This window comes from Streptococcus cristatus, from assembly GCF_003943515.1.
Classification (GTDB): domain Bacteria; phylum Bacillota; class Bacilli; order Lactobacillales; family Streptococcaceae; genus Streptococcus; species Streptococcus cristatus_D.
In genome coordinates, this window is sequence record NZ_RJPT01000014.1 from 1 (window position 1) to 24630 (window position 24630).

25 protein-coding genes, 1 other RNA gene and 2 pseudogenes are annotated in these 24630 nt (G+C 44.6%); 12 read left to right on the top strand and 16 right to left on the bottom strand.

Annotated features, from left to right (window positions below):
* The 9 genes from D8791_RS10665 to D8791_RS10350 all read left to right on the top strand — a co-directional run.
* The coding region (locus D8791_RS10665) for a hypothetical protein (RefSeq protein WP_312023732.1) at positions 1–625 on the top strand (625 nt) is incomplete at its 5' end.
* Positions 588–773 (top strand): hypothetical protein, encoded by a 186-nt coding sequence (locus tag D8791_RS10330; RefSeq protein ID WP_260473518.1) that lies wholly within the window; start codon positions 588–590, stop codon positions 771–773. The genes D8791_RS10665 and D8791_RS10330, both read left to right, overlap by 38 nt.
* A gap of 6 nt (positions 774–779) precedes the next feature.
* Positions 780–965 carry a hypothetical protein gene (locus D8791_RS09610; RefSeq protein ID WP_125447606.1) on the top strand — a complete coding sequence of 62 codons (186 nt, stop codon included), beginning with the start codon at positions 780–782 and terminating at the stop codon, positions 963–965.
* Positions 893–1201 (top strand): hypothetical protein, encoded by a 309-nt coding sequence (locus tag D8791_RS09615; protein ID WP_125447608.1) that lies wholly within the window; start codon positions 893–895, stop codon positions 1199–1201. Before D8791_RS09610 ends, D8791_RS09615 begins: the two co-directional genes overlap by 73 nt.
* A gap of 10 nt (positions 1202–1211) precedes the next feature.
* Positions 1212–1349, top strand: a complete 138-nt coding sequence (locus tag D8791_RS10335; protein WP_185760580.1) for a hypothetical protein — start codon at positions 1212–1214, stop codon at positions 1347–1349.
* A gap of 71 nt (positions 1350–1420) precedes the next feature.
* Positions 1421–1633, top strand: a complete 213-nt coding sequence (locus D8791_RS10525; RefSeq protein ID WP_260473519.1) for an aminotransferase class-IV — start codon at positions 1421–1423, stop codon at positions 1631–1633.
* Entirely contained in the window at positions 1617–2477 is an 861-nt protein-coding gene (locus D8791_RS10345; protein WP_185760584.1) for a hypothetical protein, read from the top strand. Before D8791_RS10525 ends, D8791_RS10345 begins: the two co-directional genes overlap by 17 nt.
* Positions 2429–2593: an aminotransferase class-IV gene (locus D8791_RS10670; protein WP_260473520.1), complete on the top strand. Its 165-nt coding sequence runs from the start codon at positions 2429–2431 to the stop codon at positions 2591–2593. Before D8791_RS10345 ends, D8791_RS10670 begins: the two co-directional genes overlap by 49 nt.
* 178 nt (positions 2594–2771) lie before the next feature.
* On the top strand, positions 2772–3899 hold the full coding sequence (locus D8791_RS10350; protein ID WP_260473521.1) for a hypothetical protein: 1128 nt from the start codon (positions 2772–2774) through the stop codon (positions 3897–3899).
* Positions 3900–4239: 340 nt separating this feature from the next.
* Here the strand turns inward: D8791_RS10350 and D8791_RS10735 are convergent.
* Positions 4240–5460, bottom strand: a pseudogene (locus tag D8791_RS10735) (MiiA motif-containing surface protein); the annotation flags it as partial.
* Between the two features lie 394 nt (positions 5461–5854).
* Between D8791_RS10735 and D8791_RS10675 the strand changes: the two are divergent.
* Positions 5855–6247 carry a hypothetical protein gene (locus D8791_RS10675; protein WP_125447615.1) on the top strand — a complete coding sequence of 131 codons (393 nt, stop codon included), beginning with the start codon at positions 5855–5857 and terminating at the stop codon, positions 6245–6247.
* Between the two features lie 377 nt (positions 6248–6624).
* Here D8791_RS10675 and D8791_RS10740 read toward each other — a convergent pair.
* From D8791_RS10740 to D8791_RS09680, 6 genes and pseudogenes are all read right to left on the bottom strand, one after another.
* A pseudogene (locus D8791_RS10740) lies at positions 6625–6813 on the bottom strand (KxYKxGKxW signal peptide domain-containing protein); the annotation flags it as partial.
* Between the two features lie 338 nt (positions 6814–7151).
* Positions 7152–8624, bottom strand: a complete 1473-nt coding sequence (locus tag D8791_RS09660; protein WP_125447617.1) for a cell division site-positioning protein MapZ family protein — start codon at positions 8622–8624, stop codon at positions 7152–7154.
* Between the two features lie 12 nt (positions 8625–8636).
* Positions 8637–9791: a THUMP domain-containing class I SAM-dependent RNA methyltransferase gene (locus tag D8791_RS09665; RefSeq protein ID WP_125447619.1), complete on the bottom strand. Its 1155-nt coding sequence runs from the start codon at positions 9789–9791 to the stop codon at positions 8637–8639.
* A gap of 198 nt (positions 9792–9989) precedes the next feature.
* Positions 9990–10357, bottom strand: an RNA gene (gene rnpB / locus D8791_RS09670) — RNase P RNA component class B.
* A 14-nt stretch (positions 10358–10371) separates the two neighbouring features.
* Positions 10372–10716, bottom strand: coding sequence for a cell division regulator GpsB (gene gpsB / locus D8791_RS09675; protein ID WP_125447621.1), 345 nt, complete (start codon positions 10714–10716; stop codon positions 10372–10374).
* A gap of 71 nt (positions 10717–10787) precedes the next feature.
* A complete protein-coding gene (locus D8791_RS09680) occupies positions 10788–11315 on the bottom strand; it encodes an SLOG family protein (RefSeq protein ID WP_125447623.1) in 528 nt (175 codons plus the stop codon).
* Between the two features lie 67 nt (positions 11316–11382).
* On the opposite strand from D8791_RS09680, the gene recU reads away from it, so the two are divergent.
* Positions 11383–11988, top strand: coding sequence for a Holliday junction resolvase RecU (recU, locus tag D8791_RS09685; protein WP_125380473.1), 606 nt, complete (start codon positions 11383–11385; stop codon positions 11986–11988).
* Positions 11981–14137: a penicillin-binding protein PBP1A gene (pbp1a, locus tag D8791_RS09690; protein WP_125447625.1), complete on the top strand. Its 2157-nt coding sequence runs from the start codon at positions 11981–11983 to the stop codon at positions 14135–14137. The genes recU and pbp1a overlap by 8 nt, the downstream gene beginning before the upstream one ends.
* A gap of 80 nt (positions 14138–14217) precedes the next feature.
* Here the strand turns inward: pbp1a and pepC are convergent, their stop codons facing one another.
* The 9 genes from pepC to D8791_RS09735 form a co-directional block, all read right to left on the bottom strand.
* A complete protein-coding gene (pepC, locus tag D8791_RS09695) occupies positions 14218–15564 on the bottom strand; it encodes an aminopeptidase C (RefSeq protein ID WP_125447627.1) in 1347 nt (448 codons plus the stop codon).
* Positions 15565–15637: 73 nt separating this feature from the next.
* Entirely contained in the window at positions 15638–16201 is a 564-nt protein-coding gene (locus tag D8791_RS09700; RefSeq protein WP_125390779.1) for a GNAT family N-acetyltransferase, read from the bottom strand.
* A 47-nt stretch (positions 16202–16248) separates the two neighbouring features.
* On the bottom strand, positions 16249–17073 hold the full coding sequence (gene nadE / locus D8791_RS09705; RefSeq protein WP_125447629.1) for an NAD(+) synthase: 825 nt from the start codon (positions 17071–17073) through the stop codon (positions 16249–16251).
* A complete protein-coding gene (locus tag D8791_RS09710; protein WP_125447631.1) occupies positions 17070–18530 on the bottom strand; it encodes a nicotinate phosphoribosyltransferase in 1461 nt (486 codons plus the stop codon). The genes nadE and D8791_RS09710 overlap by 4 nt, the downstream gene beginning before the upstream one ends.
* A 311-nt stretch (positions 18531–18841) precedes the next feature.
* Positions 18842–20857, bottom strand: coding sequence for an ATP-dependent DNA helicase RecG (gene recG / locus D8791_RS09715; protein ID WP_125447633.1), 2016 nt, complete (start codon positions 20855–20857; stop codon positions 18842–18844).
* A gap of 31 nt (positions 20858–20888) precedes the next feature.
* Positions 20889–21995 carry an alanine racemase gene (gene alr, locus D8791_RS09720; RefSeq protein WP_125447635.1) on the bottom strand — a complete coding sequence of 369 codons (1107 nt, stop codon included), beginning with the start codon at positions 21993–21995 and terminating at the stop codon, positions 20889–20891.
* A complete protein-coding gene (acpS, locus tag D8791_RS09725) occupies positions 21985–22347 on the bottom strand; it encodes a holo-ACP synthase (protein ID WP_185760582.1) in 363 nt (120 codons plus the stop codon). The genes alr and acpS overlap by 11 nt, the downstream gene beginning before the upstream one ends.
* Before the next feature lie 198 nt (positions 22348–22545).
* A complete protein-coding gene (locus D8791_RS09730; RefSeq protein ID WP_125447639.1) occupies positions 22546–23583 on the bottom strand; it encodes a 3-deoxy-7-phosphoheptulonate synthase in 1038 nt (345 codons plus the stop codon).
* Position 23584: 1 nt separating this feature from the next.
* Complete coding sequence (locus D8791_RS09735; protein ID WP_125447641.1) at positions 23585–24616, bottom strand: 3-deoxy-7-phosphoheptulonate synthase; 1032 nt, start codon at positions 24614–24616, stop codon at positions 23585–23587.
* Between the last annotated feature and the right edge of the window lie 14 nt (positions 24617–24630).

The following is a 24630-nucleotide window of genomic DNA, read 5'->3' on the forward strand; positions in this document are numbered from 1 at the left end:
TGAATCTGATGCGCTAATTGAGGCACTGAGGCTTGTACTCAAGCTGGTGCTTGCTGAATCTGAAGCACTAATTGAGGCACTGAGGCTTGTGCTCAAGCTGGTGCTTGCTGAATCTGATGCGCTAATTGAGGCACTGAGGCTTGTACTCAAGCTGGTGCTTGCTGAATCTGATGCACTAATTGAGGCACTTAGACTTGTGCTCAAACTTGTGCTGGCTGAGTCTGAAGCGCTAATTGAGGCACTGAGGCTCGTGCTCAAACTTGTGCTTGTTGAGTCAGACTCGCTGATTGAAGCACTGAGGCTTGTGCTCAAGCTGGTGCTGGCTGAATCTGACGCACTGATTGAGGCACTGAGGCTTGTACTCAAGCTAGTGCTGGCTGAATCTGAAGCGCTAATTGAGGCACTGAGGCTGGTACTCAAGCTGGTGCTTGTTGAGTCTGAAGCACTGAGTGAAGCACTTTGGCTAGTACTCAAACTTGTACTTGTTGAATCTGAGGCACTGATTGAGGCACTGAGGCTTGTGCTTAAGCTGGTGCTGGCTGAATCTGAAGCACTTACGCTTGTTGAGACAGACTGGCTAAAGCTCAATGACGCTGAAGCAGACTCGCTTGCTGAAACGGATTGACTCAAGCTCAACGATGCTGAAGCACTTGTACTTACTGAGACTGACTGGCTCAAGCTCATTGACACTGAAGCAGACTCGCTTGCTGAGACAGACTGGCTCAAGCTCAATGAGGTTGAAGCTGATTCACTTGCTGAAACGGACTGGCTAAAGCTCAATGACGCTGAAACTGACTCGCTGGTTGAAACTGATTGACTCAGGCTCAATGATGCTGAAGCAGACTCGCTTGCTGAGACAGACTGGCTCAGACTTACTGATGCTGAAGTGCTTGTGCTTGCTGAGACAGACTGGCTCAGGCTTACTGATGCTGAAGCACTGGCACTTACTGAGACAGACTGGCTAAAGCTCAATGACGCTGAGGCACTTGTGCTTACTGATACAGACTGGCTCAAGCTCAACGAAGCTGAGGCACTTGTGCTTACTGAGACAGACTGGCTAAAGCTCAATGACGCTGAAACTGACTCGCTTGTTGAGACAGACTGGCTTGCGCTCAATGAGGTTGAAGCACTTACGCTTGCTGAGACAGACTGGCTAAAGCTCAATGAGATTGAAGCTGATTCATTTGTTGAAACGGACTGACTTGCGCTCAATGACGCTGAAGCAGACTCGCTGGTTGAAACTGATTGACTCAAGCTTACTGATGCTGAAGCACTTGCGCTTGTTGAGACTGACTGGCTGGCGCTCAATGAGCTTGAAACAGATTCACTTGTTGAAACTGACTGGCTAAAGCTCATTGACGCTGAAGCAGACTCGCTGGTTGAAACTGACTGGCTCAAGCTCAATGACGCTGAGGCACTTGTGCTTACTGATACAGACTGGCTGGCGCTCATTGAGGTTGAAGCTGATTCACTTGTTGAAACTGACTGGCTCAGGCTTACTGATGCTGAAGCACTGGCACTTGCTGAGACTGACTGGCTCAGGCTTACTGATGCTGAAGCACTGGCACTTGCTGAGACTGACTGGCTGGTGCTCATTGAGGTTGAAGCTGATTCACTTGTTGAAACTGACTGACTCAAGCTCAACGATGCTGAAGCACTGGCACTTACTGAGACAGACTGACTGGTGCTCAATGACGCTGAAGCTGATTCACTTGCTGAAACGGATTGACTTAAGCTCAACGATGCTGAGGCACTTACGCTTGCTGATACAGACTGGCTGGTGCTCAATGACGCTGAAGCTGATTCACTTGTTGAAACTGACTGGCTTGCGCTCAATGACGTTGAAGCTGATTCACTTGTTGAAACTGACTGGCTTGCGCTCAATGACGTTGAAGCTGATTCACTTGCTGAAACGGATTGACTCAAGCTCAACGATGCTGAGGCACTTGTTGAAACGGATTGGCTCGTGCTCAATGACGTTGAAGCTGATTCACTTGCTGAAACTGACTGGCTCAAGCTTACTGATGCTGAAGTGCTTGTGCTTGCTGAGACTGACTGGCTCAGGCTTACTGATGCTGAGGCGCTTGTGCTTGCTGAGACAGACTGGCTTGCGCTCAATGACGTTGAAGCTGATTCACTTGCTGAAACGGATTGACTTAAGCTCATTGACGCTGAAGCACTTGCGCTTGTTGATACAGACTGGCTCAAGCTCAACGAAGATGAGGCACTTGTGCTTGTTGAAACGGACTGGCTCAAGCTCATTGACGCTGAAGCACTTGCACTTACTGAGACAGACTGACTTGTGCTCAATGAAGTTGAAGCTGATTCGCTTGCCGAAACTGATTGACTCAAGCTCAACGATGCTGAAGCACTTACGCTTGTTGAGACAGATTGGCTGCCACTCAACGATGCTGAGGCTGAAGTGCTTGTGCTTGCTGAGACAGACTGGCTCAGACTTACTGATGCTGAAGCACTAGCACTTACTGAGACAGACTGGCTACCACTTAATGAAGTTGAAGCGCTCTTACTTAGTGAGATGGATTGGCTCAAGCTCAATGACGCTGAGGTGCTTGTGCTTAATGAGACAGATTGACTCAAACTCAACGAAGCTGAAGCACTTGCACTTACTGAGACTGACTGGCTACCACTCAATGAAGTTGAAGCACTCTTACTTAGTGAGATGGATTGGCTCAAGCTCAAGGACGCTGAAGCACTCTTGCTTAATGAAGTTGAGCGGATCAAGCTCAATGATGCTGAAGCACTTTTGCTCAATGAGACAGACTGACTCAAGCTCAAGGACGCTGAAGCACTATTACTTAATGAGACGGATTGGCTACCACTCAATGACGCTGAAGCGCTATTACTTAATGAAACTGATTGGCTCAGACTCAGTGACGCTGAAGCACTATTACTCAATGAAACTGACTGACTACCACTCAACGAAGCTGAGGCACTCTTACTTAGTGAAACTGACCGGCTCAAGCTCAAGGACGCTGAAGCACTCTTGCTTAATGAAGTTGAGCGGATCAAGCTCAATGATGCTGAAGCGCTATTACTCAATGAAACTGACTGACTACCACTCAACGAAGCTGAGACACTCTTACTTAGTGAAACTGACCGGCTCAAGCTCAAGGACGCTGAAGCACTTGCGCTTGTTGAAACGGATTGACTCAAGCTTACTGATGCTGAAGCACTTGCGCTTGTTGAGACAGATTGGCTGCCACTCAACGATGCTGAGGCTGATTCACTTGCTGAAACTGATTGGCTCAGGCTCAATGATGCTGAAGCAGACTCGCTTGTTGAAACTGATTGACTCAAGCTCAACGAAGCGGAGGCACTTGCACTTGCTGAGACTGACTGGCTGGTACTCAATGATGCTGAAGCACTATTGCTCAATGAGACGGATTGACTACCACTCAACGAAGCGGAGGCACTCTTACTTAATAAGACTGATTGACTCAAGCTCAATGAGGCTGAGGCACTCTTACTTAGTGAAACTGACTGACTCGAGCTCAGTGAAGCCGAAGCGCTCTTGCTCAATGAAACTGACTGACTCAAGCTCAACGAAGATGAAGCACTATTACTTAATGAGACGGATTGACTACCACTCAACGATGCTGAAGCACTGGCACTTACTGAGACAGACTGGCTACCACTCAATGAAGTTGAAGCACTCTTACTTAGTGAGACGGATTGACTACCACTCAACGAAGCGGAGGCGCTCTTACTTAATGAAACTGACTGACTCAAGCTCAATGAGGCTGAAGCACTATTACTCAATGAGACGGATTGACTACCACTCAGTGAAGCGGAGGCGCTCTTACTTAATGAAACTGACCGACTCAAGCTCAACGATGCTGAAGCACTATTGCTCAATGAGACGGATTGACTACCGCTAACCGAGCCAGAAACACTATTGCTCGCTGAAACCGAACGACTGGCGCTCAATGAAGCAGCGCTCTGACTCACTGAGACAGACTGACTACCGCTCACTGAGGCCGAAACACTATTTCTCGCTGAAACCGAGCGGCTGGCGCTCATCGATGCCGATTGGCTATTGCGCAAGGAAGTAGACAAGCTCTGGCTAGCAGAAACTGAACGGCTGGCGCTCGTTGAAGCCGACGCACTCGCTGATGTACTAGCACTTACTGAGGCACTGGTTGACTGTCTTTGACTTAGACTAGTTGAAGTACTGCTACTCTTATACTCACTATCAGAAAGTTTTACAGTGAACGTATCCGTAGTCTTATCTTTATAGATAATGGTAACTGTTCCATTGTTACTAATAGTAAAGGAATCAATACGTTTTTCCTGCTTATTGTTTAGTTTCTCAACAGCCGCCAATATACGAGTTTTTTCTTGAGGTTTTAATTCAGAAACATTCTCTACTTGGAAGGTTTCGGTCGGTGCTACCCCTTCCATAATATCTGTCAGTCTACCTTGCACAATACGGACATTACCTGGCGAAGCATTTCCTGCACTATTTTTATTCCCAGCCTTATCCGTTGCTACTGCATTACGTTGCCAACTATTTCTACCATTTTTATCGTACTCTAGATTATCATTCAAATGAGCTCTTACTGTAATGCGAGCTGGACTAGCAGTAGTTGCTGTGATATTCCCCGTTAAATGATCTACTGTTCCCGTCCCATATTTATTATCTTCAAAGAAATTATTTTTAAGAGCTGAACCATTTGCATCTTCATTTGAAACAATCTTAAATTCTGATAATTGCCCGCTATTATCTGTAGCAGTGAAATTAATTTGAATATCATCTCCTGCGTACACAACATAGTTGCCGTTTACAGGTGTTAGAGTTTGACCGTTACGAGTCACCGTCGCACTTGGAACTGGGACAGCATCCACATTAGCTGGGATAACAGTTGTAGTATTATCACGGTAGGTAATGGTAATATTCCCATTTTCAGCTACCGAAATCGTTCCGGTTACGCCATCTTTCGTAAAATCACTACCAGATAAAAGCGACTGGTTTTTTTCTTTAAATTTTTCAAGTACTTGATTGCGTTCACTTACAGTCAAAGAAGAGGGATTCTTAACAATAACAGTATCCCCACTAACTGGGTTGTGGCGTTCGTTGAAGCCTTTGATATGGAAATTCGTACGTGCTGTAGCAGTCAAGCCATGAATATCTGTTACTGTGTACTCCAGAACATAGGTACCAGGCTTATAGGGTTTCCAAGTTCCGTTTTCACGACCCACCGTCCCTATTATGTTAATAGTGTATGTTCTTTGACCACCTGTTTTATTCCCCCTTTGATCATAGATATATAGATCTCCAAATTCCCCTTTCTTGTTAGTTGGATAGTTCGGTGCTTTTAAACCTGTAATAATAGCATTGGATGGGGAGGCCGTGATTTTAGCCATCCCTTTATCATCATTCAGTCTTATCTGAAAATTATTGATTGCTTCATCATTATAAATTGTGATAGTAGATGGCATAGAGATTGTAGGTGGATTAGAAGCCGCACGTAGGTGTGCCCCTCTAGTAATCACTGTCCCATTTCGTACATCGCGTACACCAGAATTAGCCGCAAAAACAGCATTAATAATCGAATTACGTGCTAAAGTAGCTTTTTGCACTACTGTTGTTAAATCACTAGTCGGATCAGCTAGGGCCTTTTCAATTTCTGTTAGCGCTGCATTGGCCTTAACAAGAGCTGAATCCGTATTTGGCAAACCAACTGCTTTTGCTAGATAGTCACCTATTTCAGCTGAAAGATTGGTCAACTTCCTACGGTTTTCTTCTTGTTGTTTAGCAGTGACAGACTCTTTTGGTGAAGTGGTCACGGTCTTATCTACCGTTTGACTCTTCTCAGCTTGCTTAAGCTCGTCCTTGCCTTGGGCTTGGTTCTTATCAGCTACCACACCAGCTGCTAAGTTGTTGCTGGTCGCGAGGGCTTGGCTATTGCTCAAACTAGCACTAGCTACACTTTGTCCTGCACCAGATGAAACAAAGCTATCAGCAACATTGACTCTGACGTCCAGTGAGACAGAATTAGAAGCTGAGACGGAAGCATCAGCTACTGACGCGCTAGTTAGCACTTTATCCTGCTCTAGAGAAGTTGTATTGTTAGCACTTTCTAGCTTAGCGGGCGCTTTGCTCTCTGATACTTTTGCAGCAGGCGCAGTACTTGCTGATTTGCTAGTCAAGACCGAACTGCTAACAGATACAGACCGGCTGATAGAAGTTGAGTTACTAGCGGAAACTGATTGGCTGAGCGATTGACTAACAGACTGGCTAGTCGAGATACTAAGAGAGACTGACTCACTTGTAGAGACAGAAGCGCTGACTGACTGAGCGGCTGAAACAGAGGCTAACTCAGAAGCTTGTTCTGCTTTTGCTTTTCGCATTTCCGCTTGCGCTTGAGCAATGATCGAATTTGTACTTGCTTCTGTTGCTTCTTCATTGTCCTTGACTTCAGCTGAGATAACTGCTTTATCAGTATATTCAGATGTTTCATCTGCATAGACAGACTGCTCCTGAGTCACCATTAGCCCCGCTGCCCCAGCGGCTAATATCCCTCCCAAACCTGCAAGAGTGTTGAGGCTCAGATGGTCGTGATCAAGCTCTTCAGTATCTGACAAGCTGCTCGAGACAACTTCTCCCATTCCACCAATACGAAAGAGGTCGAGTTGAGAATTTGAAGCTTTTACCCAATTTTTCCCAGACTTATAGAGCTTATATCGCTTCTTTTCGTCAATAATCTCGAAATCTTTGTTATATTTCTTACTTCGAAACATCCTTTTCCTTTCCTTTTCCAACATGCCAGTTTTTGTTAATCTCATGACCATTAGCAAAGAAACTGACTTATTGCATGCTATAGTTTATAAGCAAAAATACACACTTTTTTACATTTTTATGCTAGGTGTCCTAATGCTCCAGATAGTATTTTAACAGAAATAAAACAAGAATTCAATCTATTGAAATCTTCATTTATTGAAAATAAGCTTGATAAATCAAGCCATTTTAAACTATCTATATTAACCTATGGATTTAAACTATAGATTATTATAGGAATTAACAATACGTAACTATTTATACAAAAAAGTTAGACAGGCTGTCCGAGATACATGACCTCAGACCCGTCTAACTTTTTTATATATTTTGAATGGATTAGTGAGAAAGATGATTAATAATCCAAATCTTCTGCATACCCAGCTCCATTTCCTACAAAGTAGCCTGTCTTACAGTTCATACTAAATAGGTATGTACCGTCTGGTTTATAGAGATTGTAGTAGCCATTCCCCTTGACAATGTTAACTTTTTCAAGGATAAACTGATCTCCTACGATGTAGCCACGCTCGCGAGACACCTTGAGGATTGTTTCCAAGACGCCTGGATTGAAAGTCCAAGCAGGATTGTTCACATCATCAATCGCTGCTTGATTGTAAGGCACACGGCTAAGGTGGCGCTGGAGGTTAACTCCTGTACTTGGTAGTCCGATACCAGTTTCTGCATTTCTAATGCCACTAGGATCACTAGGCGCAGGATTAACAGCTGGCGGCGTTGATGGTGCGGCTGGCACTGTTGGTGTTGTTGATGGCGCTGACGGTTCCACTGTTGGACTAGGCGCTGGTGCTGGTAGCTGCTGACTGCGTCCTTGAGCAATAGCCGCCTTCAAGACCTCGTCCAACTTGCTATTACCTGTCGATACATCTGGAAGATTAGCGTTTTCTTTCACTTGGGCATCTGTCTTCAAGAGACCGTCAACGATAGCACCTGTGTTAAATTGTGAATTGACACTTTGGATAGCAGAAATTTGCTTAACAAGATCATCATACTTCTTTTTAGCAGCTGTATATTCTGAGCTGCCAGTTAAGACATCTAACTTAGCTTTCAGCTTATCCAAATCGCCAAACTTGTCATTTTTGATAGCTGTCTGACTACTATCCGTAAAGAAGCTGGCATAAAGGTCTTCAAATTCTTTAGCAGCCTCTTTCTTAGCTTCGCTAGAGCTTGTAGATTTCTTTTTGCTAGAAGAAACGGTCGAACTGGAACCAGTTGTCGACTTGTGGCTACCCCGGCCTTGATGAAAGTACCAAGTCGTTCCAGCGGCAAGTGCTACAAGACCTAAGGCCGAGTATAGGAAGCCTTTCTTCTTGTAGAAAGGTTTTGTCTCAGGCTCGTCCTCATCTTCAAACACTGTTGGAACTGGCTTTGATACTGGCTTTGTTGCCGGGATGATTGGTGCTTCAGCTGCAACTGTTAGCGCTGGTTGTGCGGCCTTTGTAGCCTCTACATTTGCCGAAGTTGCAGCTTCTGCTTTCACTGGCTGCGCCGAAGGTGAGGTCACATTGGCAGTATTTTCCTTCGCCTGAGACTGACTCTTAAGCTGTTTGATGGTCTCTTGTATCAAAGCTTCTTTTTGTTGTGCCAGCTCTTCCATGATTCTCAGCTTTTGGGTTTCAAATTTTCCAGCCTCGATTTCATCTCGGTGTTGCTTGATGTACTTATCAAGGATATTGTCTCCTTCAGTCACACCTGCTTCGACTTCCTCGTTTTTCCGAGCGGCCTGACCGACAGTCATTTCTTTCGCATCTTCTAAGTCAAGAACGGTTTCTTTTGATTCTTGCTCTGTTGGCATCTTTTCTTCTTTGCTCACAGCATTTCCTTTCTAATCTAGTTGTCTTTTGACCCTTTGGCCAAAGTATTGATATAAGTCTACTTTTAGAGTACCGTTGTAGAGTTTTCGCTTTTTATCCGCCTGACTGCCATATTTGGCTTCAAAGGCCTCATCACTGGTCAAGATAAATTTACTCCATGTCTTCAAGGGAGCAAAGGTTTCTCCCATTTCTTGATAAAGCTTAGTCACAGCATCATCGTCTAACAAACGCTCACCATAAGGCGGATTAGAAATAATCACGCCATTGATCTTGTCCGTATGAAGGTCTTGCAGGCGCATTTGCTTAAATTGAATCTGGTCAGCAACGCCCGCTTCTTCCGCATTTTTCTTGGCAATCTCTACCAGACGAGCATCTAAGTCAGAACCCGAAATATCCAGCTGAATATCTTGGTCAATCTGAGCTAGAGCTTCTGCCCGAAGTCGACGTACCAAGTCCTTGTCTACCCAATTCCAGTCTTCAAAAGCAAAGGAACGGTGTAAACCTGGTGCCATCTTCATCCCAATCATAGCCGCTTCGATACAGAAGGTTCCTGATCCGCAAGTCGGGTCAATCAAGGGTTTGTCTGGGTACCAATTTGACAAAAGCAAAATCGCGGCTGCCATATTTTCTTTGATTGGCGCTCCGCCCTTCTCAGTCCGATAGCCACGTTTGAACAAGCTAGAGCCACTGGTATCAATCATGACTGTCACCAAATCTTTCAAAATGGAAACTTCAATCTTAAACTCTGCTCCATTTTCCTGCAAAGGGACACCTTCTGGACGAGCATAATGCTTTTGCAGTTTTTTCACAACTGCTTTTTTTGAAATAGCTTGAACACTGGGCTCATTATGAAGTTTTGACTTGACGCATTTGGCTTTAGAAATGGGAAATTTAGCACCTAAGGGCAGATAATTCTCCCAATCCAAGGCAAAGACACCTTGAAAAAGCTCTTCAAATGTTTTGGCTGGAAATGTTCCCACAACAATTTTAATCCGATCTGCCGCGCGCAGCCAGAGATTGGTTTGAATGATGGTAGCCATGTCTCCACTAAAGCGAACACGGCCATTTTCAACCTGACAATCTATGCCCAAATCTCGGATTTCACGGCCGACAACGGCTTCCAAACCTGCCGCCGCTGTAGCAATTAAATTAAATTTTTCTTTCATTCTTTCTTACTCTATCACTATCCGTTTGGCCACGCCGTTAAAAACTGGCCTCAGCTAGAAAGCAGAATGTTCTTGCTTGGCTCCTCATTTTGAGAAAAAACTTGCTTTCCTATTTTGTCCCTTGCAGCAATTTTCTGTCCAAGGGGCTCTATATCTTAATCAAAAAGCTAGCATACGCTAGCTAACCTATGTGCAATTTTCTATAAGCCATGTTTTGTTCCAGAAATGACTAGGTACCATCTCCTTCGATAATCATCTGTCTACTGTTTCCAGTCAGAATGCTATGTTCGTTTCCACGCATTCCGTGCCCCGACCAAAGTTTGGGTTGCTAGCTTGAGGGGTTTACCGCGTTCCACTCCTTCTGTTTCCAGAAGAACTACGTCACTGTGGCACTTTCAGACCTATTCAGACCTATCTAAAGACTTAGCCTTTTCAGTCGCCGTAACGGATTACTCCGTCCCTAGGCTTATTGTTTCGCCTAGCACAAACACTACCAGCATCACAGCCGGTGCTAGCATGGACTTTCCTCATGAAAATATCAAATCTTCACGCGATTATCCAAAAATTGCACTCTGCAAAATTATTGCTCTTCGTTGTCCAGAATTTGCTTGCCAAAAACTTCCTTTTCCAAACGGCTTAAGCGTTTCAAAATATCGAAGTTAGTCGCTGTTCCCATCTGTGGCATCTCAATTGTTGGTTGAGCTGGCTGACTAGGCGTTGAAGGAGTAGCAGTTGCTTGATTAGATACTTGTTCCTTCAGAAGGGTAATCTCCTCACGCAACTCCTTTACCAAAGCTGCATAAGTTTCATAATCCTTGATTACATCATCCAAAAATTCATCCACTTCGGCTTTACTATATCCTCGCACTTCGCGCTTAAAGTCTTGATTAAAAATATCTTTTGCTGTATAAATAATACTCGCCATGCTCTCGCTCCAATCTAGTTTATCATATCCAATTATATACGAAAGCACCTATAAAAAGCAAGATTTATACCCTACTTTTCCGAAAAAATTTCTGCAACCTCATTCAGGTCATCAAATGTTAATTTTTTGATAAAATACTGTTCTTGATTCTTCATCTCTCTGTAAAGATACTTAAGATTGGTTTCATTTTCTTCATCGTAAAATAGATAAGCCCCATCCGTATTTTGAAGCAGAAATTGGTTGTACTCGCGAAATTGACTCGGACTTTGATAGCTAGGATAAGCATATTTGACAAAATCTACTTGTTTAAAATCTGCTAGTTTAGCCTGATTTCCTTCGTTCCAATTTTTTCCCTGATCCTCAAAAAGAAAAATCGTAGCAAGCTTGAAATCATAATCTTCTCTCAATTCCCGAGCGACTTCCAAAACCCAAGTTTCAAAACCTAGATTTCCCGTAAAAATAAGCCACTCCAATCCTTCATCCAGTAGGTGCTGCAAATCCCGTCTGACCGCCTCTTTGATGATCTTGATCCGCATGTCTTTTTCATTCATAATGCCAAGTTCAAAAGCCTTGTAACCTACAATTAATAGACTTGTCATTTATTCTCCCTCAAAAAATATTTTTATGATATAATAGAGTGATGTTATTGTACCAATAAGGAGTTTTATGGTCAACTACCCTCACAAGCTAAAGATAAAAAGTAAACTAGCCCATCCAGGTTCAAAGACGGCTGTTAACTTTGCCAATCGCGGGATGTCTTTTGAAAAGATGATCAACGAATCCAACAGCTACTATTTGAGTAGGGGGCTCGCTGTCATTCATAAGAAACCGACACCCATTCAGATTGTCAAAGTGGACTATCCCCAACGCAGTCGTGCAAAGATTGTCGAGGCCTACTTCCGACAGGCATCCACGACTGATTATTCTGGTGTCTTTAAGGGACATTATATTGACTTTGAGGCCAAGGAAACACGGCAAAAAACAGCCATGCCTCTAAAGAATTTCCATCTACACCAGATTGAACATATGGAGGCAGTCCTTCAGCAAAATGGAATTTGCTTTGTCTTACTGCACTTCTCTAGCTTGCGGGAGACTTATCTACTTCCGGCATCTTATTTGATTACATTTTATAAGATGGATAAAGGCGGAAAATCCCTCCCTTTATCTTACATTCAAGAACATGGATTTTTAATCGAAACAAAGCAATTTCCAAGCATCCCTTACCTTGAAATTATCGAACAAAAACTACTAGGTGGTATCACAAATGAATAAACAAACCCTTTTGCAGGCCTTAAAATATCTTGCAAGTGTCCTCTTATCTCTCTTTATCATTGGAGTTGTGGCTGGCGTTCTTGTCTTCACATACTATGCCTCCAAGTCTCCTACCCTCTCTGAGAAGGACCTTGTCGCAACAACTTCAAGTAAGATTTACGATAGCGATAACAATCTGATTGCGGACCTCGGTTCTGAAAAGCGGGTCAATGCATCAACAGACCAGATCCCTACACAGCTAGTAGATGCTATCGTTGCGATTGAGGATCACCGCTTCTTTAATCACCGTGGGGTTGATTTCATTCGGATAGGAGGAGCCTTCCTAAGCAATCTGAAAGGAGGCGGACGTCAAGGGGGATCTACCTTAACCCAGCAGTTGATCAAGTTGACTTATTTCTCCACTTCCTCAGCGGATGCTACCCTTTCTCGGAAAATCCAAGAAGCATGGCTGGCAACTCAACTTGAGCGAAAGGCTACCAAGCAAGAAATCCTGACCTACTATGTCAATAAAGTCTATATGTCCAATGGGAATTACGGGATGCAAACAGCTTCTCAAAGTTACTATGGCAAAGATTTGAAAGATTTGACCCTTCCTCAAATTGCCCTGCTTGCAGGAATGCCTCAGGCTCCTAACCAATATGACCCTTACACAAACCCAGAAGCTGCCACTCAGCGTCGTAATCTCGTATTATCTGAAATGTATGAACTCAAGTACATCTCACCAGAACAATACGAACAAGCTATCAATACACCAGTGACCGACGGCTTACAGAGCTTGAAAAATTCAGCTAGCTATCCTGCCTATATGGATAACTACTTAAAAGAAGTTATTGAGCAAGTCGAAGAAGAAACTGGCTACAATGTCCTTACGACTGGTATGGAAGTTTACACCAACGTTAATACCGAAGCACAGAAAAAATTGTGGGATATTTACAACACAGAAGAATATGTTGCTTATCCAGATGATGAACTGCAAGTGGCATCAACCGTTATGGATGTTACCAACGGGAAAGTCATTGCCCAACTGGGTGCTCGCCATCAGTCTTCCAACGTTTCTTTTGGTACCAACCAAGCAGTCGAAACAAATCGCGACTGGGGTTCTACCATGAAACCAATCACTGATTATGCCCCAGCCTTGGAATACAATGTTTTCACTTCCACTGCTGCCTCAATCCAAGATGCTCCTTACTATTTCCCTGGAACATCTACTCCTGTCTATAACTGGGATAAACGCTATTATGGCTGGATTACTATCCAATACGCTATTCAAGAATCCCGTAACGTACCAGCCGTTAAATCGCTGGAAGCAGTCGGATTAGATAATTCATTGAAGTTCCTCAATGGCCTTGGTATTAATTATCCTGAAATGCATTATTCTAATGCGATTTCAAGTAATACAAGCGAATCTGGTAACCAATACGGAGCAAGCAGTGAAAAAATGGCTGCTGCCTACGCTGCCTTTGCTAATGGCGGTACATATTACAAACCACAATATGTAAACCGAGTTGTCTTTAGCGACGGTACAGAAAAAGTCTTTTCAAATGGCGGTTCAAAAGCTATGAAAGAGACGACAGCCTACATGATGACCGACATGATGAAGACCGTTCTTCAGTCTGGAACTGGTACTAATGCTGCAATTCCAGGAGTCTATCAAGCAGGTAAAACTGGTACTTCCAACTATGCAGATGATGAGCTAGAGAAGTTGACAAAACCTTACTACAGTTCTAGCATTGTCACACCAGACGAGCTATTTGTTGGCTACACTCCACAGTACTCTATGGCTGTTTGGACTGGTTACTCAAATCGCCTCACTCCTGTTTTAGATGATGGAGTTAAGGTGGCAACCGATGTTTACCGCTCTATGATGTTCTATCTGACAGGCAATAGCAATGAAGACTGGACACCACCAAGCGGACTTTTCCGTAGCGGATCCTATCTCTATCTCAATGGTACTTCTACTTACAGCCGCGCTTATACCCAATCATCTTCAAGCTCTACTTCTGAGTCAAGCTCAGAATCTTCAAGTCAAAGTACGAGTGAATCTAGCGAAGAACATAGTAGTACCAACTCTAGTTCCCAAACAAGTTCAACAAGTTCTGGAACAACCAGCAGCTTAACTAGTTCTAACCAAGGAGCTGAACATCGATAAACCAAAAAAGATTGGATTTCTAAAATCCAATCTTTTTTATGTTTAACTAGATAAATAGCCTTCTGAACTTGCTCATCCTATCAAATCATTTCGCCATTAGCAAGAGCTCCCATTGGATCCCACGGTGCTAGGACAATTGGATCAGCATTGTAGGCTGCCAACTCTTCTGGAGTCAATAATTCTTTTCTGACTACGATTTGGTAAGTGTACTCATCCATCCAAGCGTCGCTAGCGACAAAGTATCCCTTATCACCAACCTTTTCGCCCCAAGAATTTTCTACTTTCCATTTTTTAGCTTGACCCTTTTCATCCAAGTCCACTCCAGCCAGTACCATGGCATGAGTCATGAGGCTTTCGCTGTAATCAAGACGACCTGCTTTGTCTTGGGTCAATTGGATATCCATGCTAGAGGTTAAATCATGCATACCTGCTTCCATGATACCAGCCTTGCGATTGCTGGACTGACCCACATCAGAGCCAAACCAAACAGTCTCGCCAGCCTGCATCTGAGCTATAGCTAATTCCTTGAGACGTTTCATTTCTACATTCAAATAGCGAACAGGTTTACTGCCGACTACATTGCCCAACATCTCGACTGTGTAAGACTTGCCATAAGGTTTATCGGCTGTTGGGGCATTGATGATAGATACATAGTCATCCAGCTTGAGATCTACATATTTTTGGTAAAAGGCCTGCGGAGTCAAATCAGCTTCCCTATGGTAATTACCGTCCTTGTCCCGATAAGCAAAGGCAAACTTCCGAGGCGGTAAGCCCAACGACATCGCTAAGAAATTAAAAATTTCCTGTAGCAAAGTTTCTTTCTTAGCTTGTAGCATAGCCTCATCTGTACCATTCAGGGCTAATTCACGCAAGATTTGCGCATCCTGACGCAAGAGTTTATTGAGAATCTGATTGAGCTCACGGCTATTGCTAGAAGAAATTGACTCTGGATAGACTGACTTAGGCACGACGCCGTATTTCTCAAAAAGCGCCACGACCATATCCCACTGACCGCCATCCTGCTGAGGCGTATCTAGGAGAAACTTGACCTTACGACTGGTCAATTCTTGGTCAGTCGTTGCCAAAACCTGCTCTAAGAACCAGTTGGACTTTTCATACTTATCCCAAAAGAAGGTATGAGCCTGAGAGAGCTCAAAATCCTCCAATTGGAAACCTACAATCATCTTGTGGCGGAAGGTATTGAGAGCTGCAAACATCCAGCAGCGGCCAGATGCTTTTTGGTCACTGACCTTATCTTTGGTGAGATCCAGTGAGAAAACAGGTGCATTTTCTACAGCAGCAGTCCGTTTTTCTAAAGAAGTCAAAAGACCATTGTGGCTAATAGCATTTTCCATTGCCGCATACTTGGGATTGGCCTCATAAGCAGCGTACAACTTATCTGTAAAATCTTGTTTTAATGAATTCATAGAATCCTCCTTGTCATTATACATCTATTATAGAACTTTAAAAAAAGAGCGCAAGTAAAAAAGTTAGGCAAGCCTAACTTTTTCTTTTTAAATCTGATTTTAGGATCCCATAGACGGAAAAATCTTTGACTTGTCCTTTATGAAATATAGCCTGACGGAAAGTACCTTCGTAGCTCATGCCAGCTTTAGTCATAACACGCCCCGAAGCTGGATTGGCTGTTACAAATCTTGCTGTGACACGATTGAATCCTGCATCTTGCAAGAGATAGTTTAGAACAGCTTTCAAAGCTTCTGTCATCAGCCCTTGCCCCCAATAGTCTTTACTTAAAATATAACCGACCTCGCAAGCATTGACTGCTTCATCTCTATCTACCACACTAATATCACCAATCACTTGTTCAGGTTTTTCCTTCAGGCAGATGGCCCACTTGTAAAAATCCATGTTTTGATAATTCTCAACCCAGCGAGCAATAGACTGTTGGGTAACATCAGGACTCTCATGAGCATCCCAAGTCACATGCAGCAAATTATCCGGACGAGAAGCCCAATTGTCATACATAGCTTGAGCATCCGATTCCAGAAAAGGTCTTAGCAAAAGGCGTTTGGTTTCAATAGACTGTGTACCTGTCTTTTCCATAACTTCCTCATTTCTTGGCTCAGACTAAAAAGTTTCGATCGAGATTTTCACTTCCAAAATTCATCAAAAATCGTAATCGGCAAATGGCGTTTGTGCTGACCTTTGTGCCACCAAGACTCGATCGTTTCTTGGGCTTGGGCTGAAACGGACTTGCCTTCGAGATAATCATCAATTTCATTATAGGTCACGCCTAGAGCGACTTCATCGGCAATCCCCGGTTTTTCCTCTTCCAAATCAGCCGTCGGCACCTTTTCATAGAGGGCCGGATCCGCTCCTAAGGCAACCAAAAGTTGCTTACCTTGACGTTTATTGAGACGGTAAAGTGGTAAGATATCTGCTCCGCCATCTCCAAACTTGGTGAAAAAGGCTGTGACATTTTCTGCTGCGTGGTCGGTCCCAATGACAGCCCCACTGTATGAACCAGCCAAAGCATACTGGGCAATCATGCGGCTGCGGGCCTTGATATTGCCCTTGTTAAAGTCAGAAACTTTGGCACCTGTCGCCTCTACAGCTTTTGTCATGGCATCAGCGGATTCCTTGATATTAACTGTCAGACTGACATCTGGCTGGATGAAAGCCAGAGCCTTTTGGGCATCGTCTTCATCCGCTTGAACGCCGTAAGGCAGGCGGACAGCGATAAAGCGATAGCTGTCATCTCCTGTATCAGCCCTCATTTCTTCTATGGCTAGCTGGGCCAAGCGACCAGCCAAGGTTGAGTCTTGCCCACCAGAAATGCCCAGAACATAGCTTTTTAAAAAGGGATGTTTTCTCAGATAGGCCTTGAGAAAGTCCACCGTCTTGCGGATTTCTTCCTCTGGGTCAATGACGGGCTTGACGCCTAGTTGACGGATGATTTCTTCTTGTAGGCTCATTTTTCTGCTCCTGTTTGGTAGGCTTTCTTGCGCATCTGGTCAATCAAGTCCATCTTGTCCTGCCAAATATCACGCGCCAAATCGACCGGATAATCTTGTGGATTGAGGACCCGCTTGTATTCGTCCCAGAGTTTGTCAAATTCTCGGCGGGCATAATCCTGAATCTCTGATAGACTCGGCAACTCGTAAACGAGCTGACCTTCTTTATAAATATCCACCAAGAGCGGCACCGCATCGAAATTCTTGACTGTTTTATTGATATAAGTATAAGTCGGATGGAACATCTCCAGCTCTGCCAGATGGGTAACGTCAACGCCATCATAAGTGATGTAATCGCCCTCAGACTTGCCTTTTTCACGGCTGGTAATCCGCCAAACCTGCTTCTTGCCCGGAGTCGAAACCTTTTCAGCATTGTTAGACAGCTTGATGGTATTGCGCAAGTGCCCATTCTCATCTTCAATCGCTACAATCTTGTAAACCGCACCCAGAGCTGGCTGATCGTAGGCAGTTATCAGCTTGGTCCCTACGCCCCAGACATCAATCTTGGCCTTTTGCATTTTCAAGTTGAGGATGGTATTCTCATCCAAATCATTGGAAGCGTAAATTTTAGCATCTGGGAAGCCCGCTTCATCCAATTGCTGGCGAACTTTTTTAGAAATATAGGCCAAGTCTCCAGAGTCAATCCGCACACCTAGGAAATTAATTTTATCGCCCAATTCACGCGCCACACGGATGGCCGTAGGAACCCCGATCCGAAGGGTATCGTAGGTGTCTACCAAGAACACACAATCCCGATGAGTGCTTGCATAAGCCTTGAAAGCCTCGTAATCATTGCCATAAACCTGCACAAGTGCATGGGCATGCGTCCCCAGAACGGGAATATCAAAGAGCTTGCCTGCCCGAACATTGCTGGTACCGTTGGCTCCACCGATAACAGCTGCCCGCGTACCCCAAATCGCCGCATCCATTTCCTGAGCACGACGGGTACCAAACTCCATCAGTGGCTCATCTTCGATCACAGAGCGGATACGAGCTGCCTTGGTCGCAATCAAGGTTTGGAAATTCACGATATTTAAAATCGCTGTTTCCACCAACTGACATTGTGCCAGCGGTCCTTCGACCTGAACAATCGGCTCATTGGCAAAAACCAAATCTCCTTCTTTAGCAGAACGCACGGTCAGCTGCATCTTGAAATCACGTAAATACTCCAAGAAAGCTCCATTATAGCCCAAGGACGCTAAATAGTCCAAATCCGTCTGACTGAATTTCAAATCATTCAGATAAGCCACAATCCTCTCTAAGCCCGCAAAAACGGCATAGCCATTATTAAAAGGATTCTTGCGAAAATAGACTTCAAAAACAGCACGCTTATTATGGATACCCTCGTTGAAATAAACCTGCATCATATTGATTTGATATAAGTCTGTATGTAAAGTCAAACTGTCATCTGGAAACATAATTGAGCTCCTTTTATCATAGTTATTCTATATTATAACATAAATTGTAAGAAAGCCTTGATTCAATAGCAAAATACCTCCAGAATTTCTTCCAGAGGTATCTTCTTTTATCTTTCACTTGGAAATATTAAATTCCATAAGTCTTGTTCACGCGGCGCATCTGTTTGAATTCTTTTTTATAGGTTACTTTAACTGCTACTTTCATTTTTGCCACCTCGTTTCTTTTGATGCTTTTATTATAGGCCTCAAAGCTTAAGGAAGGCTTAGAATTTTCTTGCAGAAAGCTTAAACGAAATCCAAACTTTATCTCGCTAATCCAGATAATCGCGTTTTTCTAGATGCAGGGATACCAAGTGCCAATTGGCATCCTGCCGCCAGCTAGGATTGGCAACGATTTGGCTGGCTACCTTGCGCGCTTCTTCCAAAATGGGATAATCCTCCACGATGTCCGCTACCTGAAACTCTGGAATACCAGACTGACGGGTACCGAAAATTTCACCAGAACCACGCATCTTGAGGTCTTCCTCAGCCAGAACAAAGCCATCTGTTGTCTCGGTCATGATTTTCATGCGTTTCTTCCCAGACTCTGTCTTGGGATTGGCAACCAGAACGGCGTAAGACTGCTTATTTCCCCGACCAACTCGTCCCCGCAGCTGATGAAGCTGGCTGAGTCCGAAGCGGTCAGCATCCATGATAACCATGATGGTCGCATTCGGAACATTGACGCCGACTTCAATAACTGTAGTTGACACTAAAATATCCGTTTTCCCGTCCTTGAAGTCCTGCATTATAGCTTCTTTTTCGTCATTTTTCATACGACCGTGGAGCAAAGCTACCTGAGCCTGATTGGCAAAGTAGGCCTTGAGTTCTTCCTCTAGAGCAATCGCGTTTTTCAAGTCCAAGGCCTCTGATTCCTCAATCAAGGGAGAAATGAAGTAGACTTGGGCGCCCTTGGCCAGCTCTTTTTTCATCCAGTCCAAGACTACTTCCAACTGCTCATGCTTGACCCAGCGAGTAATGATGGGCTTGCGACCGGCCGGCATCTGGTCGATGATAGAGACATCCATATCGCCAAAAGCGGTAATGGCCAAAGTCCGAGGAATAGGCGTGGCTGTCATCATGAGAACGTCTGGATTATTCCCCTTTTCCCGCAAAATCCGACGCTGGTCCACCCCAAAACGATGCTGCTCATCAATAATGACCAGACCCAGTTGATGATAGACTACCCCTTCCTGAATCAAGGCATGGGTGCCGACCACCATATCCACTTGTCCTGACTCTATGGCAGCCAAAGTCTCTCTGCGTTCAGCGACTTTCATACCGCCAGTTAGGAGGGCAAAATTCAGCTCAGGAAAGAGCTGAGTCAGGCTATCCAGATGCTGCTCAGCCAAGATTTCTGTCGGAACCATCAAAGCCGACTGGTAACCTGCCGTATAGGCGGCATACATAGCCAAACCAGCCACCACGGTCTTACCACTGCCAACATCTCCCTGCAGGAGGCGGTTCATGTGACCAGGCGATTGCAAATCACTGAGAATTTCTTCCAGACTCCGCTCCTGAGCTTCCGTCAGAGAAAATGGCAAGGCAGCCTTCTTTTGAGCCAGCATTTTTTCCTGCCAAGGAATAGCCAGTCCCTGGCTGACATCCTTGGTCTCATGCTTCAGAACCTGCAGCTGCATCTGGAAATAAAAAAGTTCTTCAAACTTGACTCGACGCAAGGCCTGCTTGTATTCCGCTAAGTCCCTAGGAAAGTGCATAGCACGCACAGCTTGAGTGCGCCCCAAAAGCTGGTAACGCTCCAGAAGGACAGGAGGAAGATTTTCCTCCAATAACTGATCCAAACCTTGGTCAAAGGCCGCCTTAATCAGTTTGACTAGACTGGCCTGACTAATTCCTTGGGCAACTCGATAAACTGGCTGCAAGTCGTCTTCGACCTGAGCTAAAACCTTCATCCCCGTCAGACTGGCCTTGGCCTTATCCCATTTACCAAAAATAGCCACCGTTGCTCCCAGCTCAATCTTATCTGCCAGATAAGGCTGATTGAAAAAATTGACTGCAATCGCGACTTCTCCCTGCTTGATCGTGAAACGCAGGCGATTGCGCTTGTAGCCATAGTACTGGACATTAGCTGGAGTCGCGACGATCCCAGAAATAACTGCCTTTTCTCCATCCTCCAAGTCGAGGACATTCTTGCTCTTAAAATCCTCATAGCGAAAAGGAAAATAGAGCAGGAGATCCTGCAGGCTCTCAAGGCCTAGCTTTTTAAATTTTTCAGCCGATTTTGGCCCCACTCCTGGCAGGGCCGTCAAAGCCTGATGCAGATTCATCCTGTCTCCTTTCCTTCTTTTTAATTGTCTTTTACTTTTTATACTCTCTTGGTACCCTATCGCTGATTAAGCAGACCACTTCATAATTGATCGTACCACGCTTTTCCGCCACATCCGTTGCTGTAATAAGCTCAGCTCCACTCTGACCAATCAAGACCACCTGCGTTCCCAAAGGGTAGACTCGAGGCAGACGCACCGTGATCTGATCCATGGAAACACGACCGACAATTGGACAGTGCTGACCATCGATCAAGACATCAAAGCCCTGCATATCCCGGGTCCAGCCATCAGCGTAACCCAGAGGAATGGTTCCAATGATTTGCTGGCTATCACTGGTATAGGTCGCCCCATAGCCGACATGGGCACCCGCTTGAATTTCTTTGACGTGAACCAAGGCAGATTCTAAACTCAAAGCTGGTTTGACCTCATAAGGCAAGTCCAGCACTCGTCCGCTAGGATTCAGCCCGTAAATAATATCGCCCAGCCGAACAGCATTCATAATCGTTTCACTGTGCCAAAGAGTTGTAGCAGAGTTGCTAGCATGCACAATCGGCGGCAAGAAAGCTAACTCACTCAAAATCTCTTTGAAGCGATTTAATTGAGCTACAAAATGACTTGTATCTAATTCGTCGGCTGTTGCAAAATGAGTGAAAATTCCTTCTACCACAGCACCTGCTGCTTGCAGGCGGCTAATTGCTTGCTGGGCTTCTTGACTATCACGGAAGCCAATGCGTCCCATGCCTGAATCAATCTTAATATGGACAGTCAAGCCAGTCAGATTAGCCTGCTGGCTCAAGAGCTCCTCCAACCAAGCTAGACTGGCCACCGTCAAAGTAATCTGCTGCTGGATCGCTAAAGGCACAGCCTCCAATGAAGAAACGCCCAAAATAAGAATGGATTTAGCAATGCCAGCTTCTCGTAGTTCTAGGGCTTCGTCAATATTAGACACACAAAAACCATCTACAAGCGGCTGAATATGCTGAGAGACAGGAACCGCACCATGTCCATAAGCATTGGCCTTGACTACTGCCCACTTCTGGACCGATTGGGGAATATGAGCCGCAATTTGCTCAATATTAAATGCAATAGCAGACAGGTCTATGACTGCTTTAGTGGGTCTATGTAGACTAGCTTTCATTGTCTTCCTCCAAAATCACACTGGCTGTCACCAGATTTCCAGCATGACTGATTGATAGCCATACCGAACCAGCAAAGGGGGACTTGCTAAAATAAGGCGCCCCCTTATCATCATTTAAAATTTCCAACTCTTGAAAAGTCACAGGGCCAATACCGGTTCCCCAAGCCTTGGCAAAGGCTTCTTTAGCTGACCAGCGACCTGCCAAATATTCCAGCTTGCGCTTGCCCTTTAAGGAGCCAAACCGAGCCAACTCCTGAGCCGTCAAGATTTTCTCAGCAAAGCGCGCATTCTTCTCGTAAGCCCGACCAATGCTGGAAATCTCTTCTATATCTATTCCGTGTCCTCTTATCATACTTCTATTAGGAATACGAAGCAAGACCCTTCTCCCAAGGAGATTGAAAGAAAATCTAATTTCGACAAGGCAAACCGATGAGAATGACACTGAAATGTATCAAAGGGGTTTAACATCATCAAAATTAGATTTTCGTAGAGTATGAGCTTGCCTATATTCATTAGTAGACTTCTATCAAAGCCTCCTAATCCTTTCTATTTAAGCTTCTTTTTCTAAGGTATCATAGATTTCCTGAATGAGCTTTTCTGTCTTGTCCCAGCCCAAGCAAGGATCGGTAATGGACTTACCAAAGACTTCTGGCTCATTCTGGCGGCCATCCTCCAAATAGGACTCAATCATGAATCCACGTACAGCCTTTTTGATTTGCTCATTCCAAGCACAGTTGATCAGAGTCTGACGGATAATCCGGATCTGCTCCAAATACTGCTTTCCAGAATTGTCATGATTGGTATCAATCAGGATAAAAGGATTGGACAGTTTCATTTCTTCATAGCGTTTGATCACATCCAGAAGATTTTCGTAATAGAAGTTAGGCTTGTTCTTACCGTACTCATCTAAAGCACCTCGCAAAATCACATGCGCCAAAGGATTACCTAGAGTTTCCACTTCTTGACCATGATAAAGGAAGATTTGCTTATTTTGAGCAGCATAGACGGCATTAAACATGACTCCAAGATTGCCAGATGTAGGATTTTTCATACCAACCGGAGCGTCAATGCCAGACGCTACAAAGCGATGTTCTTGGTCCTCAACCGAACGAGCGCCTACGGCATGGTAACTGACCAAATCATCTACCAACACTAGATTAGAAGGATAGAGCATTTCATCAGCAGTCGTCAAGCCTGTCTCAGTAATGACTCGGTAATGCAACTGGCGCACTGCCTTTAGCCCATTGATCAAACTTGGACTTTTTGAAGTATCTGGTTGGTGAACGAGCCCTTTATAGCCGTCCCCATTGGTCCGAGGCTTGGCAGTATAGACCCGCATGACGATAAAGATCTTATCCGCCACCTTCTGCTGCAGGTCAGCCAAGCGGCGAGCATACTCCAGCACCGCCTCTTCATTGTCAGATGAGCAGGGGCCGATAACCAAGAGCAAGCGTTGATCTTCTCCCTTGATGATGGCAGCCAATTCCTGATCGCGCTGATTCTTCTTTTGTAGAGCTTGGTCTGACAAAATCGTTGCAGACTTGATCTGCTCGATGTCAATTTCCTGACCTTTTTCTATAAATGCCATATTATTTACCTAGTGTGTCGTATATCTCATGGACGAGTTCAACCGTCTTATCCCATCCTAGGCATGGATCTGTGATAGACCTGCCAAAGACTTCTGGTTCATTTTGTCGGCCATCTTCCAAGTAAGATTCAATCATAAAGCCACGAACAACCTTCTTGATTTTATCATTCCAGTCGCGGTTGATCAAAGTCTGACGAACAATACGGACTTGCTCCAAATACTGCTTACCAGAGTTGTCATGGTTGGTATCAATGATGATAAATGGATTTTCTAATCCCATTGCTTCATACTGGGCGATTGTGTCCAGCAGATTATCATAATAGTAGTTCGGGATGTTCTTCCCATATTCATTGATGGCACCGCGCAGAATCGCATGGGCCAAAGGATTTCCGCTCGTCTCTACTTCTCGATTTGCAAAGAGGAAGCTCTGCTTGTTCTGAGCCGCATAAATGCCATTAAACATGACATTTAGATTGCCAGATGTAGGATTTTTCAAACCAGTCGGGAAATCCGCTCCACTGGCTACAAACCGGTGCTGCTGATCTTCAACAGAACGAGCACCGATCGCCATATAGGAAATCAAATCATCTACTAGGGGAAGATTTTCTGGATAAAGCATCTCGTCAGCCGTCGTCATTCCAGTTTCTGAAATCACGCGGTAATGCAGGTTGCGCACCGCTTTAATTCCGTTGATTAGGCTAGGTGCCGCTGTCGCATTAGGCTGGTGAATCAAGCCCTTGTAGCCATCACCATTGGTTCGTGGCTTGGCAGTGTAGACCCGCATGACCATAAAGATCCGATCTTTGACTTCTTCCTGAAGAGCTGCCAAACGCTTGGCATATTCCAAGACAGCTTCTTCATTGTCTGAGGAGCAAGGACCGATAACCAAAAGGATACGATCATCCTCACCGCGGATAATAGCTTCTAGTTGGCGATCTCGTTCTTGCTTACGAGCTAGAATAGAACCTTCTAACTTAGCAAGCTGACGCACTTCTGCTACATTGATTGGTTGACTAGTTGCTTTAAAGGTCATCTTCTCTCCTTATA